The sequence below is a fragment of the Trueperella bialowiezensis genome (assembly GCF_900637955.1).
In the GTDB taxonomy this organism is placed as follows: domain Bacteria; phylum Actinomycetota; class Actinomycetes; order Actinomycetales; family Actinomycetaceae; genus Trueperella; species Trueperella bialowiezensis.
In genome coordinates this window covers 748,016-765,435 of sequence record NZ_LR134476.1, presented here as the reverse complement: position 1 = coordinate 765,435, position 17,420 = coordinate 748,016, and the positions used below count along the sequence as shown (strand labels likewise).

At 60.5% G+C, this 17,420-nt stretch carries 12 protein-coding genes and 1 tRNA gene; 12 read left to right on the top strand and 1 reads right to left on the bottom strand.

Going from position 1 to position 17,420, the window contains the following annotated elements:
* Positions 1 to 20: 20 nt before the first annotated feature.
* The 6 genes from mfd to EL234_RS03525 all read left to right on the top strand — a co-directional run bounded on the left by mfd (position 21) and on the right by EL234_RS03525 (position 9,180).
* Positions 21 to 3,593: a transcription-repair coupling factor gene (mfd, locus tag EL234_RS03550; protein ID WP_126416176.1), complete on the top strand. Its 3,573-nt coding sequence runs from the start codon at positions 21 to 23 to the stop codon at positions 3,591 to 3,593.
* Positions 3,594 to 3,731: 138 nt separating this feature from the next.
* Positions 3,732 to 4,523: a DUF3800 domain-containing protein gene (locus tag EL234_RS03545; protein WP_126416175.1), complete on the top strand. Its 792-nt coding sequence runs from the start codon at positions 3,732 to 3,734 to the stop codon at positions 4,521 to 4,523.
* A gap of 442 nt (positions 4,524 to 4,965) precedes the next feature.
* Entirely contained in the window at positions 4,966 to 6,246 is a 1,281-nt protein-coding gene (eno, locus tag EL234_RS03540; protein ID WP_126416174.1) for a phosphopyruvate hydratase, read from the top strand.
* A gap of 326 nt (positions 6,247 to 6,572) precedes the next feature.
* The gene (locus EL234_RS03535; RefSeq protein ID WP_164712331.1) at positions 6,573 to 7,565 is read left to right on the top strand and encodes an FtsB family cell division protein; all 993 of its coding nucleotides are present in this window, start codon (positions 6,573 to 6,575) and stop codon (positions 7,563 to 7,565) included.
* 68 nt (positions 7,566 to 7,633) lie between these two features.
* Positions 7,634 to 8,212, top strand: coding sequence for a DUF501 domain-containing protein (locus tag EL234_RS03530; protein ID WP_126416172.1), 579 nt, complete (start codon positions 7,634 to 7,636; stop codon positions 8,210 to 8,212).
* On the top strand, positions 8,209 to 9,180 hold the full coding sequence (locus EL234_RS03525; RefSeq protein ID WP_126416171.1) for a Ppx/GppA phosphatase family protein: 972 nt from the start codon (positions 8,209 to 8,211) through the stop codon (positions 9,178 to 9,180). The genes EL234_RS03530 and EL234_RS03525 overlap by 4 nt, the downstream gene beginning before the upstream one ends.
* Before the next feature lie 122 nt (positions 9,181 to 9,302).
* Here EL234_RS03525 and nhaA read toward each other — a convergent pair whose 3' ends face one another.
* The gene (gene nhaA / locus EL234_RS03520; RefSeq protein WP_126416170.1) at positions 9,303 to 10,652 is read right to left on the bottom strand and encodes a Na+/H+ antiporter NhaA; all 1,350 of its coding nucleotides are present in this window, start codon (positions 10,650 to 10,652) and stop codon (positions 9,303 to 9,305) included.
* Between the two features lie 181 nt (positions 10,653 to 10,833).
* Between nhaA and EL234_RS03515 the strand changes: the two genes are divergently transcribed.
* The 6 genes from EL234_RS03515 to EL234_RS03490 all read left to right on the top strand — a co-directional run bounded on the left by EL234_RS03515 (position 10,834) and on the right by EL234_RS03490 (position 17,419).
* Positions 10,834 to 10,907: transfer RNA gene (locus EL234_RS03515), tRNA-Leu, on the top strand.
* 271 nt (positions 10,908 to 11,178) lie between these two features.
* Entirely contained in the window at positions 11,179 to 11,463 is a 285-nt protein-coding gene (locus EL234_RS03510) for a hypothetical protein (RefSeq protein WP_126416169.1), read from the top strand.
* A gap of 221 nt (positions 11,464 to 11,684) precedes the next feature.
* On the top strand, positions 11,685 to 13,976 hold the full coding sequence (locus EL234_RS03505) for a VWA domain-containing protein (protein WP_126416168.1): 2,292 nt from the start codon (positions 11,685 to 11,687) through the stop codon (positions 13,974 to 13,976).
* A gap of 62 nt (positions 13,977 to 14,038) precedes the next feature.
* Entirely contained in the window at positions 14,039 to 15,421 is a 1,383-nt protein-coding gene (locus EL234_RS03500) for a SpaH/EbpB family LPXTG-anchored major pilin (protein WP_126417235.1), read from the top strand.
* Positions 15,422 to 15,485: 64 nt separating this feature from the next.
* Positions 15,486 to 16,397: a class C sortase gene (locus EL234_RS03495; protein ID WP_126416167.1), complete on the top strand. Its 912-nt coding sequence runs from the start codon at positions 15,486 to 15,488 to the stop codon at positions 16,395 to 16,397.
* 119 nt (positions 16,398 to 16,516) lie between these two features.
* The gene (locus EL234_RS03490) at positions 16,517 to 17,419 is read left to right on the top strand and encodes a PIG-L deacetylase family protein (protein ID WP_164712329.1); all 903 of its coding nucleotides are present in this window, start codon (positions 16,517 to 16,519) and stop codon (positions 17,417 to 17,419) included.
* Position 17,420 lies beyond the last annotated feature (1 nt).

Below are 17,420 nucleotides of genomic sequence, written 5' to 3'. Positions count from 1 at the left end.
GCACAAGTAGCTAGGAACTTATGGATCTGCGCCCAGTTCTCAACATTCTTCGGGACGACGCCGGAGCGTCCATCGCCCCGTATGCCGCCGATCGTTTCGGCGACTTCGCCATGCCACGTGGCGCCTTCGCGCCTGTTATTGCCGAGCTGGTTCGCGGCTCCGAGACGGGCGAAGCCGGTGCCCACACGGCCGAGCCCGGCAGCGGCAAACATCCCCGCGGCCTGCAGGTGGTGGTGACGACGTCGGGCAGCGAAGCCGAAGACCTGCGCTCGGCGCTGCGTGCCTACATTCCGGCAGAGAATATGGCGTTGTTCCCCGCGTGGGAAACCCTCCCGCATGAGCGGCTCTCTCCGCGCGCCGACACCGTGGCTGAGCGGCTAACCACGCTACGCCGGCTCGCACACCCAGAGGAGTTTGTGCCGCTCAAGGTGTTGCTCGTGCCGCTTCGCGCATTCTTGCAGCCGATCGCGGCAGGGCTCGGGGAACTGGAGCCGGTGACGCTCAAGGTGGGCGACGTCGTCGACTTCGAGCAGGTGCAAGAACGCCTCGTGCGGGCTGCATACACGCGGGTTGACATGATCGAAAGCCGCGGGCAGTTCGCCGTGCGCGGCGGAATCATTGACATCTTTCCGCCCACCGCCGACCACCCGCTGCGCGTGGAGTTCTTCGGCGACGAAGTTGACGAAATCCGTTCGTTCGCCGTCGCAGACCAGCGCTCGATGGACAACGTCGACGAACTATACGCGCCGCCATGCCGGGAAATCCTGCTTACGGACGACGTGCGCTCGCGAGCCTCGAAAGCGATCGAGGACCTGCCGGGCGCGGAGGAGATGCTGGCCAAGATCGCGAACGGGATCGCGGTGGAGGGCATGGAATCCCTGCAGCCGGTGCTCGTGGACAAGATGCACTTGCTGGTCGACGAGTTACCCGCCGGGGCACGGATCATCATGGCCGAGCCGGAGCGCCTCGCCCAGCGGGCCGAGTCCTTGCATGAAACCACGCAGGAGTTTTTGGCGGCGGCATGGTCGGCGGCGGCTGCGGGCGGGCAGATCCCGATCTCGGTGTCGAGTGCGTCGTTTGAGGAGATCGACGACGTCGAACGCGCGGCCACCGGGCGCGGGCTCGGCTGGTGGACGATTGGCGGATTCGCGGGCGCCGATTCGGTGCGCCTGGCGTTGCGAGAGCCGCAGAATTTTGCGGGCAATGTGGATGCGGCCTTGCGCCAGGTGGGCAAGCTGGCTCGTGAGCAGTGGCGCGTGGTCGTGGCCGTGGAGGGCGCCGGGCTGGGACGGCGTATCGTCGACCAGCTGGGTGACGTGGACGTTCCCGCCCGGTTCAGCGAGGATCTGGGCGAAGTGACCCCCGGCGTCGTCAGCGTGGTGACGGCTCCCGTGCAGTCGGGCTTCGTTGCTGAAGGTTCCAAGTTCGCGCTTCTGGGCAGTAACGACCTGGTGGGGCGTAAGCGGGCGCGCTCGGCGCAGCAGCGCCAGATGCCTAAGCGGCGTAAGAACGCCGTCGACCCGCTCCAGCTCAAGCCGGGCGACTATGTGGTGCACGCACGCCACGGCGTCGCTCAATTCGTGCAACTGGCCAAGCGGCGGCTGGGCGGGCCGAACGGGGCGCAACGCGACTACGTAGTGCTCGAATACGCGCCGTCCAAGCGGGGCGGGGCGCGCGATCAGCTGTGGGTGCCCACCGACCAGCTCGACCAGATCTCCAAATATTCCGGCGGCGATTCTCCGACGCTCAACAAGATGGGCGGGGCTGATTGGGCTAAGACGAAGGCGAAGGCGCGGGCGGCCGTCAAGCAGATCGCGAAGGAGCTCGTGCGGCTGTATGCGCAGCGCCGGGCCACGAAGGGGCACGCGTTTTCGCCCGATACGCCGTGGCAGCGCGAGCTTGAGGACGCCTTCGAGCACGTGGAAACTCCGGATCAGTTGGCGACGATCGAAGAGGTCAAGCGGGACATGGAGGCCCCGGAGCCGATGGATCGGCTGATTTCCGGCGACGTCGGCTACGGCAAAACCGAGATCGCGGTGAGGGCCGCGTTCAAGGCCGTGCAGGACGGCAAGCAGGTGGCCGTGCTAGCGCCGACCACGCTGCTCGTTGGGCAGCACGTGGAGACCTTCAAGGAGCGCTACGCGGGCTTCCCGGTGAACGTGGCGCAACTGTCGCGTTTCCAGACCGATCGCGAGGCCGACGAGGTGAAGAAGGGGCTGCGCGACGGGAGCGTCGACGTCGTCATCGGCACGCACAAGCTCATCACGGGTGACGTGCGGTTTAAGGACCTCGGGCTCGTTGTGATTGACGAGGAGCAGCGCTTCGGCGTCGAACATAAGGAAACACTCAAACAGTTGTATCCGGCGGTGGACGTGCTGTCCATGTCCGCAACGCCGATCCCGCGTACGCTCGAAATGGCCGTGACCGGCCTGCGGCAGATGTCGACGCTGGCTACCCCGCCCGAGGAACGCCACCCGATTTTGACGTACGTGGGCGTGCACGAATCCCAGCAGGTGGCGGCCGCGATCAAGCGCGAGCTGCTGCGCGACGGGCAGGTGTTCTACGTGCACAACCGTACCCAGTCGATCAACCGGGTGGCGGCGGAGCTACAGGAGCTGGTGCCGGACGCGCGGATCGGCGTCGCCCACGGCAAGATGAGCGAATACCAGCTCGAGCTCATCATCGACCAGTTCTGGAACAAAGAGATCGACGTGCTCGTGTCCACCACGATCATCGAAACCGGGCTCGACATTTCGAATGCGAACACGCTGATCGTGGAGAACGCGCACAAGCTCGGCCTGTCGCAGCTCCACCAGTTGCGCGGGCGCGTGGGCCGCGGGCGGGATCGTGCTTATGCCTACTTCTTGTATCCGCGTGATGGGACGATGACGGAGACGGCCCTGGAGCGCCTGCGCACGATCGCCTCCAACACGGAGCTGGGCGCAGGTTTCCAGGTGGCGCTCAAGGATCTGGAGATCCGCGGGGCTGGCAACCTGTTGGGCGGCGAACAGTCCGGGCATATCGCCGGAGTTGGCTTCGACCTCTACATTCGGATGATTTCCGAGGCGGTTGCGAACATTACCGGGCAGGACGAGCGTACGGACGCCGAGAAGGCGGGCGAGATCCGGATCGAGATCCCGGTGGAAGCTTACGTGCCGGAGACGTGGGTGACGTCGGAGCGGCTGCGGCTGGAGATTTACACGAAGATTGCGGCGACGACGTCGGAACCCCAGCGGGCCGACGTGCGGGCGGAACTCGTGGACCGGTACGGACCGGTGCCCGTGGAAGTGGACCGGCTGTTCGAGCTGGCACGCCTGCGGGAAAAGGCCGGGCGGGCAGGGATCGAGGAGATCACCATGCAGGGGCGCAACGTGCGGTTCGCGCCGGTGGTGCTGCCGGATTCGCGGCAGGCCCGGCTGCGCCGACTCTATCCGAAGGCGATTGCGAAGCCGGCGATCCGGACGTTGCTCGTGCCGACGCCCGTCGCTGATCCACGCAAGCTCGGCGCACAAAAACCGATCGACAACGAAGAGATGGTCGAGTTCGTCAACCAGGTGATCGACTCGGTGTTCCTTGCTTCTATCGGTAGTTAGGCCGGGTCTGTGACGTTTTCGCCGGTGTTCCGGGGTGTTGACCGAATTTTTTCTGTCCAGTTTAGGCGTATTCCTAGGCCTGAAAATCAGACACCTGAATCAATTTAGTGTCGGTGCGACAAGGTAAAGTTACTTGCCATGAGCTCACCGCATTCTTCTCAAACGTCCCAGCTATACGCCTATGTCGATGAGACTGGCGATTTGGGCGCCAGACCCGGCAAAGCTAGTCGGTATTTCGGGATGGCCGGAATACTGCTAGACGAAAAAGGAGCAGGCGAGGCACGCGAGTTTATCGAGAACCTTAAAGATGAATTCAATGTTCCTGATTGGAAAAATTTTTCGTGGAAAGAACATGTTCGGAAGCACGAGAGAAGAAAGTACATTTCCCAGCGAATGGGAGAGCTGGAAAATATTCAGGTCATTTATGTTTTCACCGATAAAGACCGCCTTAACGGCGAATACGTGAACGAGCGTGCCCGCCTCTATAACTACGTCGCGGGTGAAATGTTGAAAAGCCTATGTTGGGCAGCGCGGGAGTGGAACCGAGAGGCACCACTATCCATAAGGTATTCTCACGTGAAGAATCTGGATCACAATGGTGCAACAAAGCCGTACTTTGAAAAATATATTCTGCCGAATCTGAGCGAAATCTTGCCGCTGGATATTAAATGGGTCGATGCTCGTAATTTTAAGGAATCAGATTTAGCAGATCTTTTTGCCGGCTGTCTCTATGCTGCTATTAATCAGGACGAATATGGAAATCGTGAGGGCGCGTATCTGCGTAATGTTTGGCCTCTTGTGAATAAAAGTGAGCCTTGCGAAACGTCGGAAGAAAAATCTAGAACCCCGCTGGGGTTTACGCCCTTACCTGAATATAATGTAGTTGACGAGTTTGACTGGTTTGTCGATATTGTGCGTAATCGATTTTGAAAGAGCAATCGAGTGACCCCTCGAAGCTGATCCACCTAAGGAGTGCGTTGGGTTAACAAACGCCAGACATTCGAGCGAGCCACTCGATTGCTCTTATTTAAAATACTAGGCGTTAAAACGCAAAAACACAACAGTTTTAGAGACTGGTATGCCCATACGAACTTCGTAAGATAATGATAAACGGTCGCCTCAGCGGCGTAGTGCCGTTATCGAATCGTTCCTAATTCTGGGAGGCCTATTGGAATGTTGATCGCCGTCGTCGCTGCGGGCGGGACGAAAGCCGCCCACAAGCGGCGCGTGTCACACAAGGAAATTGCCCCGTGAGCAAAATTCGCAAGTTAGGCGCGGACGGCGGTGTTAATTGTCGGAGATTCGTAGGACAATGGTAGGTGGCGGCGAACGGTAACGCTTCGCCGGTGAATAACCTATAGAAGGAGTTCTTGTGGCAAACATTGAAGCCGTACATGCACGTGAGATTCTGGATTCGCGTGGTAACCCCACCGTCGAGGTTGAGGTTCTTCTCGACGACGGTCACTTCGGCCGCGCCGGCGTTCCCTCCGGTGCCTCCACGGGCGCATTTGAGGCTGTTGAGCTGCGTGACGGCGACGATTCGCGTTACCTCGGCAAGGGCGTTGCCAACGCCGTCGCTAACGTGATCGAGGAAATGGAAGAAGAAATCCTCGGCCTGGACGCCTCCGAACAGCGTTACATCGACCAGGTGCTGCGCGATCTTGACGGCACGGACAACAAGGGCAAGCTCGGTGCGAACGGCATCCTGGGCGTGTCGCTGGCGATTGCGAAGGCTTCGGCGGAATCGGCTGGCCTGTCGCTGTACTCCTACCTGGGCGGCCCGAACGCTCACATTCTCCCCGTCCCGATGATGAACATCCTCAACGGTGGCGAACACGCTGACACCGACGTCGACATCCAAGAGTTCATGATCGCTCCGATCGGTGCTCCCACGTTCAAGGAAGCGCTGCGCATGGGGGCCGAGGTCTACCACGCACTCAAGGCAGTCCTTAAGGATCGCGGCCTGAACACCGGCCTGGGCGACGAGGGCGGCTTCGCCCCGAACCTTGAGACGAACGCCGCTGCCCTCGACCTCATCGTGGAAGCCATCGAGAAGGCTGGCTACAAGCCGGGTGCCGACGTCGCGCTCGCACTTGACGTTGCGTCCACCGAGTTCTTCAAGGACGGCGCCTACCAGTTCGAAGGCGGCAAGAAGAGCCCGGCCGAAATGATCGCGTACTACGAGAAGCTCGTGTCCGACTACCCGATCGTCTCGATTGAGGATCCGCTGTCGGAAGACGAGTGGGATTCGTGGGTTGAAATGACGGCCGCGCTGGGTGACAAGGTGCAGCTGGTGGGCGACGACCTGTTCGTCACCAACCCGGAACGCCTGCGCAAGGGCATCGAACTTGGTGCAGCTAACTCGCTGCTGGTCAAGGTGAACCAGATCGGCACGCTCTCCGAGACGCTCGAGGCCGTGGAGCTGGCACACCGTTCCGGCTACACGTCGATGACCTCGCACCGTTCGGGCGAGACCGAAGACACGACCATCGCCGACCTAGCGGTTGCCACCAACTCCGGACAGATCAAGACGGGTGCACCCGCACGTGGCGAGCGCGTCAACAAGTACAACCAGCTGCTGCGCATCGAGGAAGAACTCGACGACGCAGCAGTCTACGCCGGCGCATCCGCTTTCCCGCGGTTCAAGGCGTAACCTCTAAACAAGTAACCTCGAAAAGGGCGCGGGCCGGAGCAGGAAAGCTCCGGCTCGCGCCCCTTTTCGGGTAAATCGCTCAGTGTGACAGGGTAAACCGGTTAGGCGAGCGGGCCAATGCTGGGTTCGTGCCATTCGTTTCCGCTATATAAGCAGAAACGGGGAGGTTTGGGGCCCTCGAGTTCGCCAGAACTGCTATATAAGCAGAAATGGCTGGGTGGGATACCTGGGCGTGCCGCGTGGGCGGGATACCTGGGCGGCGGTGCGCTGTGGCTCACCCGTTGCGCTGCCCGCCATTGATGCCGGCCAGCTTTAGACTGGTGGGTATGAGTTCGCGTCGCCCTACTGGTCGGCCCGGTCCGGAACGGTCGGGCTCGCGTCCGCGTGCCCGCAAGGATTCGGCGGCGGCAGCGGCCCGGCGTCGCGACAGTGCAGCTCCCATGCGCCCACAGCGCGCCGACTCCGGGAGCCAAGCGGCCGAGCAAGCTCCAAGGAAAGTGACCGCCGCGAATAGCCAGGCTGCGAACAGGGCTGGTACAGGCGGGCAGCGAAACCAAAACTCGTCCGGTAAGTCCCCACGGCCGGTACACAATCCGCGGCCGCCTGGGCAGAGTCGGGCCTCGCGGAGCAAACCCAGTGAGAACTCGCGGCCTGCGGCAACGCGCCGTGCCCCTGAATCCTCGGCGCGTGGAATCGAACGCTTTAATAAGAAACGCCACATCCGGTTCACGATGGGGGAGAAGACCCGGCAGTTTTCTCTGCGGGGTCTTGCCATCGTATTTTTCGTGCTAGTTGCGATCGCCATTGTGGCGCCGCCGATGAACCGCTACCTTGAGCAGCAGCAAGAAAAGCGCCAACTCACTCAGCAGTTGGAAGACGCTACAGAACGCGTGGCCCTTCTTGAGCAGGAGTTGGCGCGCTGGCAAGACGACGACTTCGTGCGCAGCCAAGCCCGCGAACGGCTCGGCTATGTGATGCCCGGGGAGACGCTCTACTTGGTGTCCGATCCGGACGAGGGCACGCACGAGCAGCAGCTTGCCGAGCGGACCAAGGAGATGAATGACCGGCGTCGTCAGGCTACCCCGTTCTATGTGACGATGTGGGATTCGATCGTGATCGCGGGTGGGGCCGGAGAGGAGACGAATCCGTCGAACGTGCCGCTGATCGGGCAGACGCCGGCTGAGGATACGACGTCGCCAGGTAGCAGCGAACCGGCAAGTGACAGTCCCGACGGCGATACGTCCGGCGACGAGGCCAGCGACGACGCCGGTGATAGCGACACCTCTGATGGCGGCGCACCCGACGGCGACGCCGAATAAGCGATGAGGAGTCGGCGCGTAAGGTGTTCGATGGGCGTCGTCAACGAGCCACGTTGTAGGCTGTAACCATGAGTGAAACCCCTACGATTGCGCTGGAAACGCTGAGGCAGGTGGCGGCAAACGCCACGGAGATTCGCGAATCGGACCACGCCGTCATTACTGAACAGCTCGGGCGTTATCCGCGCGGGCTGGTCGGGATAGGTGCGCGGTGCGCGTGCGGTGCTCCGGCTGTGACGATCACTTATCCGCGCCTGCCGGATGGTAGCCCGTTCCCGACTCTGTTCTACCTGTCGCTGCCTTCCTTGGTGAAAGAGATTTCGCGGATTGAAAGCGCCGGTCAGATGGTGGATTTCAACGAGAGGCTGGCAAATGATGCCGATTATCGTGCCGCTCACGAGCGCGCCCATCGTATCTATGTGGAGCGTCGGGAAATACTGGCGGACGTGCCGGAGATTGATGACCGTTCAGCGGGCGGGATGCCGGATCGTGTGAAGTGTTTGCATGCGCTGGCAGGGTATGCGCTCGCGGTTGGGCCGGGCGTGGTGCCTGCTGGTGATGACGCGCTGGCGATCGCCGGTTGGGATCCGGCCGTGTGCCGGTGTGTGGATCGGCGGGATCAAGCCCAGTCGGATGGAGGCCAACAATGAGGGTTGCAGGAATTGATTGCGGAACGAACTCGATCCGCCTGTTAATTGCGGACGTGCCCGACGAGGACGGGCCGCTCACGGACGTGGTTCGGCGAATGGAGATCGCACGTCTGGGGCAGGGCGTGGATCGCACAGGCCAGTTTGATCCGGTAGCGCTCGAGCGGACGTTGGCGTTCGTGGACGAGTATGGTGAACAATGCCGGGAGCACGGGGTGGAGTCGATTCGTTTTGCGGCGACGTCGGCCACCCGGGATGCGGCTAACCGCGAGCTGTTTGTGGCGGGCGTACGGGAGAGGCTCGGGGTGGATGTGCAAGTGCTGTCGGGTCAGGAGGAGGCGCGGGCGTCGTTTGCTGGTGCTACTTCTGTGCTGGCGGGTTCGACCGAGGAGCCGTTTTTGACGGTTGACCTGGGCGGCGGTTCGACGGAGCTGGTGCTTGGGCGTGCGGATGGCACGATCCTTGGGGCGGCGTCGATGGACGTGGGATGCGTGCGGATGAGGGAACGGCACTTGCATTCTGATCCGCTCACCGACGGCGAGATAGCGGCGGCGCGTGCCGACGTGCAGGAGGCGCTGGACACTACGGGGATTGATCTTTCCCAGACTCGTACGCTCATTGGGCTTGCGGGCACGATCACGACGATCACCGCGAAGGTGCTTGATCTTCGGGAATACGATGCGAAGAGGATTCACGGTGCGCAAATGTCTTTGGCGGAGGCAGACGGCGCGTGCGAGTGGTTTATTAGGTCGACGGCGGAAGAACGGGCAAGGCTACCGTTCATGCATCCGGGGCGTGTGGATGTGATTCATGCGGGTGCGCTCGTATGGCAGGAAGTGATCCGGCGTGTGGCAAGTGCGACCGCGGAAACTATCCCGCTGACTCATACGATCACGTCTGAGCATGACATCTTGGATGGGATGGCGCTGTGGGCGGCGCGTGAGCCTAATCCGCCGGCGTGGGTGCGGTAGAAGCCCGCGTTAGTGCGGTAAAGAGTTGATGTAAAAGCCGGGGGTGGTGCGGATATTCGCACCACCCCCGGCACTGTCGACCAGACCCTACAGACTCTGTCGGCCTTGAAGGGTCGTAGCCTCTAGCGGTCGTAGTGATTCGGCCCGACCTCGGGTTCGCCGCCGGGGACTTCACCCCAGGTGCGATCGTCGGCGCTCTCCGGAACACCAGAGCGTGCCGGATCAGCAGAGCCAGCCGGGGCTTCGGCGTCGTCGGCAGCGTCGGCAGCTGCGGCTACCTCGGGGTGACGTGCGTGCCAAGCGGCGCGCCAGCGCAGCAGGATCGCGCCGAGGATGAGCGAAATGAACGTGCCCAGGAGCACGGCGACGCGGGCGTGCGGGCCGGCCGGGACGCCGGCGCTGAAGGACAGCGTGGCGATCAGCAGTGACACCGTAAAGCCGATACCGGCCGTCATGGAGACCGCCAAAATGTCTGGCAGGCTGAGTCCCTTGCCGAGCTTGAGGCGGAAAACGTAGACGAGGATGGCCACGCCAAGCGTGATGCCGATGGTCTTGCCCACGGGCAGACCAAGGTAGATACCCATTGCGGCCGGGTCGGTCAGCATGGCGCCGATACCACCCGAGTCGACGATGTTCACGCCGGCCGCGAAGAAGGCGAAGATCGGCAGGATGATGCCCGCGGAGTAGAAGTTGAGCTTTTCGGTGAGCTCCTCGGTGAGGGGGAGCGGTTCGCTGGCGCGCTGGATGGCTGGGACTGTCATGCCGAGCGCGACCCCCGCGATGGTCGCATGAATGCCGGATGCGAACATGAAGAACCAGGCCAACAGGCCGAGCGGCCACAGGATGTACCACTTGATTATGCGGCGCTGGACCATGAAACCAAAGACGGCGATCGTCACCAGCGACAGGGCGAGGTAAACGAAGTTCAGGTTCGACGAGAAGAAGACGGCAATGATCGTGATGCCGAGCAGGTCGTCAACAACGGCGAGGGTCATGAGGAAGGTGCGCATCGCGATCGGCAAACCCTTGCCGAACAGGCCGAGCACGCCGAGCGCGAAAGCAATATCCGTGGCCACCGGCACGGCCCAACCGTCCCAGTTGGGAGTATCGGAAAGGAGCTGCACGACCGAGTACACGGCAACCGGGCCGGCCATACCGAAGACGGCCGCAATAATCGGCACGAGCGCACGCTTCGGATCGCGAAGAGAACCGATCACGAACTCCTGCTTCAGCTCCATGCCCACGATGAAGAAGAACAGTGCGAGCAGGAAATCGGAGGCGATGAGCGATGCCGTGATCGAGTGGCCTTGGAAAGTAAATAATTCGGTGAAGGCGAGCGTGTCGTATGCGTCGCGAGCGGCCTTGACCGGAAAGTTCGCCCAGGTAAGCGCTACTACCGCTCCGATAATAAGTACGACACCCGCGATCGTCTCGTTCTTGAGCGATTCGCGATACCTTGAAATGACACCCATTTTGTCCCCATTCAGGTCGATTGCTGCGTGTTGTCACGATTAGCTGTGCAGTGACTATCCCCCAAGCTTAGTGCCTTTCGTAGCCTACGTGTAAAGATTTGCCACCGATTGCAGGATTTTTAAGCTTGCGGAACGTTCCATATTTTGGCAACGGGTGGCAGGCGGGTAATCTAGGGCTTGCGCCCCCATAGCCCAACCGGCAGAGGCAGTCGACTTAAAATCGATACAGTGTGGGTTCGAATCCCACTGGGGGCACCGCCCGCCTACGCTGTTGCGACTAGCTCTTGTCGCGAACCGCTCTTTTGATGACACGCGCGAAAACAGCATGACCATTATTTCACGAGGTCATACGGCGTGTTGCGTAATTTTGCACTCGACTGTGAGCCGCGGTACAATGAGCCCGACAGCTTATTAAACATCAAAGCGATCACCGCGCAAGGAACATGCGCCCCATTTTCCTTTGAAGGTTGGGCAGGCCTATGGCAAGTTGCTTGAGCGGGTTCGTGCACTGAAAGGAAAACTGGCTATGGTAGCCACACTGACACGCAAGGCATATAAGGTCTTGGCGATATGTATCGCCTTGCTCATGCTGTCATGGCTTGGCTTCGATAACGAGAGCGCTTTCGGAACGCAGGTGTCCGACGTCGAACAGGCTAGCGACGCTGGCGAACCCGATCCGCTTCCCCCGTTAGAACAATCTCAAGCCTCACCTGCAGACGACGCCGACGCCGATCACACGCCCGAGTCCAGCGCTCCCGATCAACTAGAGAACTCCGCGCCCGGAACATCCGCTTCCGGGGGGGCTCGTTAGCTGAGGATCCGGCCCCGACTAAGGATCAAGCCCCGAACGTAGGGCAATCAACGAGCGCAGCATCAGCGCCGAGCGACGATCACAATCCCACCGCAGAGCCAAGAAATGAAAGTTCCGACGACGAGTCGCACAATCCCGATGGCTTACCAGAAGGATATGACGAGCCGTACACCGGGCTGGTAGACGTCGAAGCTCCACCACTCGAATCGTCTGCCCGCCTCATGTTCGCACCGCGAGCCTTTCGCTCCGCTTACGCGCATCCCACCCAACCGGGCGAAGTCAAAGTTTTCAAGAAGGCCGAGCCGGTTCCCGGCATGGTCAACATGTGGGACGTGACGCTGCGCGTAGAGGGCAAAGATAAGAAGCGGACCTCCGACATCGTACTTGTGATCGACACTTCTGGATCCATGAGGTATTACGGCCGGATGGATGCTGCGAAAGATGCTGCTAAGGCCTTTGTTGATACGCTCTTGCCCTCGGACAACACTCGTATCGCGGTCGTATCCTACGAAACTAACGTGACCGTACACAGCGGCCTGACAAATGATCCAACAGCGCTGCGGAGCGCCATCAACGGTCTGCGAGCTGATGGAGGCACGTTTACGCAGGCGGGAGTGCGGCAGGCTCGCAACATGCTCGAGTCGTCGACGGCGGACTACAAGCATATCGTGTTGCTCTCTGATGGCGTGCCAACATACTCGTACGCATTAAACAATCCAGGTAATTATCTTCAGCCCTACAACGGTAGGCATTGGGAAACTACTGCGAACGCGCCGGAATCGGCGTACAGGTATAACGTAGCAGTGGGAGATGGCACTGACCTCCATACGCAATATAACCGCCAACGCGCATGGAGGAAGCGGTACTACAACCACGGAAATTCGGCGATCGCTGAAGCTGGTTTCACGAAGAACGAAGGTACTCGGCTCTGGACAGTCGGGCTTCAGATGAGCACCACGGGTAATAGCATCATGCAGTCCATGGCGTCTCCGGATAGCTTCACGGACGTGCAAGATGTCAATCAGTTAACGCCCGTCTATCAGGCGATTGCGGGCTACATCGACGCCGCTGTGAGAGACGCTCAAGCAGTTGACCCGATGGGTCAGGGCTTCGAAATCCCGATCGCTGACGTCCAAAAAATCTCTGCCACACCCGCGAACCCAGCGCCGACCTACGAGAACAATACGATCAACTGGAAGCCCGGTTCGCTGACCAGGCCGATCGTACCTGGATCGGACGTGAAGTATGCGGAATTGAAATACCGCATCAGCATCAACGATAAGATTTTGGCCGCCACGCCGGATGCGTCCGGAAATTACCCGACGAACGGCGAAGCCAAGATTACTTACACGGACGCTGACTGGCAGCCGCAGAGCGTTCCGTTCCCTGTTCCAACGGTGAAGCCGACCCTGTACGTCGTGAAGAAAGTGCTGTACGACGACGCCGGAGCGGTCGTGAACACAGACATGGACTTCAAAGTCAACGTGACTGGGCCAGGTCTTGACAGTGTCCAGCCGTATGCTCGTGAAGTTATTCTCAATGCGTCAGATGCCGACGGGCGTGTGATCACCGACCTCAAAGTGCAGGGCAACTACACGGTCGAGGAAGAAGACCACCCGGACTATTCCACCACCTACGAGGTTAATGGCGTGCCCACCGGCAACGACGGCAAGGATCTTGCAACGTTCACGGTCACGGAAGGTGTGGAGCATACGATCGTCATCCACAACCGTCCCGCTACCGGAACGCTGACGATCGAGAAAGCTCTCGACGGCGATGCCACCGAGAAGGCTGCGGAACTGACATATTCGGGCACCTACACCTGTGAGCACGCCACGAAGCCAGACATCACGGGCACGTGGCAGAAGCAAGGTGCAGGCCAAGCCCTGCTGACACCGAGTGGGCAAACCACCGGCGTCGAACACGTTGATGTGCCGGTGAACTACACGTGCTCTGTCACTGAAAATGCGCTTACCGGCGTCGACGGCGAATACTACAGCTCAAGCCAGCAGATCGGCGCGCCGGTGACGATCACGAAAGACCAGGCCGCGAACGTCGTCGTCACGAACACCATTAACAAGAACGCCGGAAGCGTGGCGTGGACCAAGGTCGACGACGCGGGAGCCGGCTTGGGCGGCTCCGAATGGGTCCTGAAAGGTCCCGGACTGCCGACCCAGGGGCAAGCTGTTCAAGACGTCGGTAACAACGGGCAATTCACCGTAAACAATCTTGCGTGGGGCGAGTACACGCTCGTCGAAACCCTGGCACCTGCCGGGCACATGCTCGATGAAACACCTATCACGTTCCGGGTTGGCGACGTCGACAACACCGACGGCTTGAACGTCGTGCTCGATCCCGTCGTCAACGTCAAGGTGGTCGGGCCGAATATTCCACTGACAGGTGGGATTAGTCGTGACACCTACATGTATGTCGGACTCGTCGTCATGGTAGCTGGTCTTGCTGCGGCAGGAACTCACTCCATCCGGCGCAAGATGAGTGAGGAGAACGCCTGATCAGACCCACACAGCAACCAGTTAACAGTCAAACAAACACACCCGAAAAAGAAGGAAAAATAATGAAAACAACGAAGTTAGGGCGTGCAGTAGCCCTCGTTGGGGCGCTCACGCTGGCCTCACTCGGGCTTGCTACCGGCGCCGGCGCTACAGGTTTCGAGGCGCCTGATTCAACGCAGGAAGCTACTCTCACCATTCACAAGCATGAAGGTACCGGCACGGGGGACCTTGGCGAATACACCGGCCAGGCTCCTACTGGTCTTGGTACTCCGCTCGCGGGCGTCGAGTTCACGATCCAGCAGGTGGGCACGGACGTGGGCGGCACCTGTATGGCTCCCGACCTTGCCACTCCCGCCGGCTGGGAAGCAATCTCTGCTGCCACGGTCGACAACGTGTGTGACATCGGCAGCCCAGTTACCGTGACAACCCAAGCGGACGGCAGCATTAGCCAGACACTCGCCCACGGCATGTACAAGGTGACGGAAACCAACCCTGGTCCGAACCTCATTAAGGAAACATCGGTGCCGTTCCTCGTTACTCTGCCGATGCCGGTTCAGCCCAACACGTGGGATTACTCGGTTGACGCATACCCGAAGAACACGCTGGCTGACGAGCCCACAAAGCCCACCAAGGAAGCAGCCGACCCGGACAAGTTCACCCCGGGCGCGCTGATCGACTGGACGATCAAGGCCAACGTTCCGGCAGCGGCGCTCGCTTACACGGACGTCACTATCACCGATACGATCCCTGCCGGGCTCGAGTTCACCCAAGTAAAGTCCGTCAAGGTTGGTACAACCGAGCTGGTCAAGGGCGCTGACTACAACGATGGAGCAACCATCAAGCTGACCGCTGACGGCCTAGCCAAGCTCAACGCTCTGGTTGTTGGCACCGGCAACGCTGCGGACGTCGAAGTTGTTCTCGAGACCAAGGTGCTCGATACCATCGCCGGCCAGGTCACCAACGAAGTCAAGATGGACCTCAACGCCAAGCCGGGCGAACCTGGTACCGGTACCACGGTGTGGGGCAAGCTCGAGGTGAGCAAGGTCGACAAGTCCAACAACTCTCCGTTGAAGGACGCCGTGTTCTCGATCTACGAGGGCAAGTGTGCCGATAACGGCGCGCTCGTGGCGGATGGTCTGACCACTGACATGAACGGCAAGATCTCCCAGGTGCTTTACGTCGGCAAGACCGAGGCTGACACGAAGGATTACTGCTTGAAGGAGACGGCTGCTCCCTCCGGTTACATCCTCGACGACGTTGGCCGTGACGTCACGCTCTCCGGCACAACGACCGACGTCGTTCTGACGTTTGAGAACGTCAAGGTTGACGGTCCTGACCTCCCGCTTACGGGTGCTCAGGGCACCGCTCTCATCACGGGCGTAGGCCTCGTCCTACTTGCCGCGGGTGCGGGCACGGTTTACGTCGCTCGGCGTCGTCAACGCTAACACCTAGTATTGAAGGCGGGCCCCGGAACACCCGGTGGCCCGCCTTCTTATCATAAGGACCCCAATGTCAGCCAAGCATCGAGCCCGGAGCAGGGCGGCCACGTGGGCGTTCCCCTCGCTGTCCGCCCTCGGCGCGCTCATCTTTCTTCTCGGGCTGAGCCTTGCACTCTATCCGTCCGTGGCATCGTGGTTTTCCCAACACAATCAATCGAAGCTCATCGAGGAACTCAACAGTACGCACCGGGATATTCCCGTCCCTAACGAGCACATTTTGGACGCACGCGAATACAACCGGCTACTGGTTGGCGGGGTGATCGTTGAAGCGGATCGTCACAAGGCTACCGGCCAAGTCGAAAAAGAAGGCCCGTTCGACTACCACTCACTGCTCACGGCCACCGAGTCGGGGATCATGGCTCGCCTGCGAATAGAGTCCATCGACGTCGACCTTCCGATCTACCACGGCACGGCCGATGACACGCTACGCAAGGGGGTCGGGCACCTACGCGGAACCGCACTACCAGTGGGTGGCCCCTCACAGCGTTCGGTTCTCACCGCCCACCGAGGCCTACCGGAAGCCACACTTTTCAATGACCTAGACAAGGTGGAGATTGGCGACGACGTCGTCGTCGAAGTTTTTGGCGAAGTGCTCACGTACAGAATCATTGACACGCAAGTGATCGAACCTGATGACACGGAATCGATTTCGGTGGAGCAGGGCAAAGATTTGTTATCGCTGATTACGTGTACTCCGCTGGGGGTCAACACGCACAGGATTTTGGTGACGGGCGAACGAGTGTATCCCACACCTGAGGCCGACCTTGCCGCCGCGGGCCGCTCGCCCGATATTCCAGGGTTCCCATGGTGGGCGGTCATAGCTGGAGTATCCCTTGTTGCGGCGCCCGTCTACGTGTGGCGTGCTGGCTATGCGGAGGGCCGGCGCAAGCGGGCGCGCGAAGATGCCGCTGCCCGAGATTAAAAAATACTCATCTTTACCCGAGGTCTTCTTTACTTTTCGTTGCCGATCATGGAAGCGAGGCCGGGAAGCGCCCGCTCGACGGAAGGCGCGGCAACAGCACCCGGCGCGGAAAGGACATCATGGAGACCATCCATTGGGGGCTCGCGGCGCTGCTCGCCGCGGTGGCCATCGTGAGCGTGGCGGCGGAAAGCGCGCTGCGCAGGAAGCTGACTAATTACCGTCCCACTCAGATTTTGGCAGCGTTTGCCGGGATTCTTCTCACGCCGGCAAACGTGTGGGCGGCGATGGGGAATGTGAGCCCGACGGTATCGAAGCTGATCATCGCGGGGTCGGCGGCTGCCGTGCTCGCTGTGATCGCTCTGTATTTCGTGTTTTCGATTCGCCGCACGGAGACGACGTTGCCGCGGCGCATCCTGGCGATTGGTGCTCACCCGGACGATCTTGAGCTCGCCGTCGGTGGCACGCTCGCGCGGCTGGCTGATTCTGGTCATGAGATCCATTCGATCGTCATGACTGCTGGCAAGGTGGGTGGCGATCCTGCGATCCGCCGTGAAGAGGCGAAGAACGGTTCGAAGTTCCTCGGGGTTAAGCATGTGGATGTCCACGATTTCACCGACACGGATCTGGAGTCGGACATGAACGAGATGATCCAAGTGATCGAACGTAAGATTCGCTCGTTTAATCCGGACATTATTTTCACGCATTCGAAGCACGACCAACATCAAGACCACCATGCTGTGCACATGGCAACGGTGCGTGCGGGGCGGCGCCATCCGGCGATCCTGTGCTTCGAGTCGCCGTCGGTCACCCTCGATTTTTCGCCGAAGGTGTTCGTGGATATTGATGACTATGTGGGCGTGAAGGCCTCGGCGGTTGCCATCCACGAAAACCAGGCGGGTAAGCCGTATATGACGGAGGAACGCGTAACGGGCATGGCCCATTTCCGGGGCGACCAGGCGAAGATGACGCACGCCGAAGGGTTCGAACCGGTTCGTTTTGATGCTTTTAAGGGGACGTTTTAAA